The sequence below is a fragment of the Rhizobium sp. PEPV16 genome (genome assembly GCF_008919455.1).
Classification (GTDB): domain Bacteria; phylum Pseudomonadota; class Alphaproteobacteria; order Rhizobiales; family Rhizobiaceae; genus Rhizobium; species Rhizobium leguminosarum_Q.
In genome coordinates this window covers 1-2658 of sequence record NZ_VSZV01000068.1, presented here as the reverse complement: position 1 = coordinate 2658, position 2658 = coordinate 1, and the positions used below count along the sequence as shown (strand labels likewise).

Annotated in this window: 1 protein-coding gene and 2 pseudogenes; all 3 read left to right on the top strand. The window is 56.2% G+C overall.

The features are described from left to right. A pseudogene (locus FY112_RS37140) lies at positions 1–214 on the top strand (epoxide hydrolase); the annotation flags it as partial. A 741-nt stretch (positions 215–955) separates the two neighbouring features. Then, positions 956–1930, top strand: a complete 975-nt coding sequence (locus FY112_RS00660) for an MBL fold metallo-hydrolase (protein WP_151517376.1) — start codon at positions 956–958, stop codon at positions 1928–1930. Positions 1931–2373: 443 nt separating this feature from the next. Next, positions 2374–2658: pseudogene (locus tag FY112_RS37135) on the top strand (hypothetical protein); the annotation flags it as partial.

The window sequence follows — 2658 nt, the reverse complement described above, 5'->3', positions numbered from 1 at the left end:
CCCCCTCATCTTTGCCCCGAACGAACGACTGACGCCGCCTTTGGGGATCGCGCATTTTCCCAAGGAACTGCCGATCCCGCCGCGGTCGTGGGTCGAGCGGGTCGCAAATGTCACACGATGGTCGGAAATGCCGAGAGGCGGGCATTTCGCCGCGCTTGAGCAGCCGGATTTGCTGGCAAGCGAGATCAGGGAGTTTTTCCGGCCACTCCGCTGAGATTGAGGTCGACGGGGCGGCTACATTTCCCGATAGAACCAGATGATGCGGTCAGATTGTGGGCAGCACCCCACCCTCGAGCCTGAGATTGGCACCTGTTAATGTAGCCCGCCCGGGGTCTGGCGAGAAACGAGATGGTGTCAGCGATCTCTTCCCGAGTTCCCACACGGCCAACTGGCACCCCAGCAAACATCTGCAAAAGCGCTTGCTCAATCAGTTCCCGTGGTTCATCTCTGGCATTCCCTAGCTCGTTTGCGACCTCGCGCGCCAAATTCCTTCCAAACGCGGCCAAACTCTGGATCAATGCATCGCTGTGATCAGGCCAATGAGGCCGTGGCTGTGCAGGTCGGCCACGGACCCGGCGTGGCCACGTCGATTGAAATAGGCTTATGCGGTGTGAATCGCGCAATGATTGCCTACGACAGAATTCCAGGTCGCCACAGTCGCTGTTAAGCTGACGAAAACCGCGTCTGTCGACCATCCTCAGTAAATCGCTCGCTGTTCTGATCGAAAGAGCCGACACAGCCAACAATGAGGATTGCGCATGGTAGCATACGCGATGCGCATTGGTCTGTTACAAGGCGATTATGTATTGTTTTCTATAAGTTAGCTTGAGGCAAGTTTCTGCCTTAATGGTGTAGGCCGAGCCGCATCATTTGACTGTTGGTGGAGCTACCGAAACCTACGCCTCACGCTGGTTGACAGCCCAATTATTTCTTGCTCGGAAACCCTGGAGACGCCATGCACACCCGCCGTTCACTCCTGATCAATTACGCTGAAACTGCCCTCGCTGCCGGGACTTTGTCCGCGGTTCCGGCAGCTGTCTTCGCGAAAGCGCCCATGGAAGGCAAGCAAGCGGCTGGCTTCTACCGCGTGAAACTCGGCTCCTATGAGATCACCGCGCTCTCCGACGGCACAGCGAAACTACCAATGTCGAAGATCTATAAAAACATTGGCGAGGAAGAGGCGGAAACATATCTGGTCGACAGATATCAGGCGGGCTCGGCGGAAATTTCGGTCAACGCCTTCCTTGTCAATAGCGGGGAACGGCTTGTCCTCATAGACGCCGGCACTGGAAATTTATTGGGTCCATCATTGGGTAAGCTTGTCTCTAATATCGAGGCCTCTGGATACAAGGCGTCCGAGATCGACGACGTGATACTGACCCACATCCATGCCGACCACTCCGGTGGGCTTATTGCCAATGGAAGCCGCGTGTACGAGAACGCAGTTCTGCATGTCAACCGGCGCGAGGAGCTGTTCTGGCTTAAAGCCGACGCCGAGAGCAAGGTCGATAAGGTTCTCGGCCCACAGATCACTCAAGCCGAGCAATGCGTCGGCCCGTATGCGGATGCTGGCAGGTTAAAAACTTTCGATGATAATGCCGCGCCTGTTCCTGGTTTCGGCTCGGTCCTGCTCTCCGGTCACACACCCGGGCATAGCGGCATCATTGTTGAGAGCGAGGGTGAGAAAATTGTTTTTTGGGGCGATGTCGCACATGGCGATGTTCTCCAGTATGATCATCCGCAGGTAACGGTGGACTTCGACGTCGATCAGAAAGCCGCCGCGGCTACGCGTGCTGTCGCATTCGCAGAAGCCGCTGATCAGCGATATCTGGTTGCCGGCGCTCATCACGCGTTTCCCGGAATTGGTCATGTTCGTCGTGACGATAGCAATTTTGACTGGGTGCCGATCGTGTACCGGGCCTCTTATTAGACCTAGTTGTCCCGTCGCCGAAATCTCGCACCCCGTGGGCTTGGCGGCTGACGGCTGGCTTCGCACGATGTAGGGAAGACAGTATGTCCTGACGAGCGCGATCTCTCAGAGTGAGATGTCGCCTGTCGCTTAATAGCGCGGCTGCAATATCGAAACGGCGCAGCGGGGACTTGTGCATCATACGCCGCCTCGTACCAGGTGAAGTCCGAGATCGCGGGGCTGTTTTCTCAGGCGACACCTGGTCCGAATTACCCTCGGAGGCAGCATACCCACGCAAATGCTGGCCGTTCTGATCAAAAGGGTCGATCAACCCCACAAAGAGCATTGCGCATGGCGCCATTCGCGATGCGCATTGGCGTCTGAGAACAAGAATATGCAATATTTTCGAGAGTTAGCCGGGAATAGATTTTACTATGAGCGTGCAATTCAAAGGAGGAGCTTTCATGAGGCGCATCTCGACACTGTCGGGACTGGCTGGCTTAGCCATTCTTTTGGCCGGCGCTCTAATTGGTGGAATACATTCGGCTGTGAGCGCCAGCAGAACCCCATCAGCGCCGACGGCCAAGCTTGCGTTTACCGAGAGCGGCCAAGCCGAGCTCCCGAGGGGTTACAGGTCGTGGGTTCACGCATATGTGGCCTGGGAGCCGATAACCACTTCTCTGCTGGACGAAGAAGTCACTCCCACGCCAGAGTTTCACAACGTTTATGTGGAGCCTTACGCCTACCGA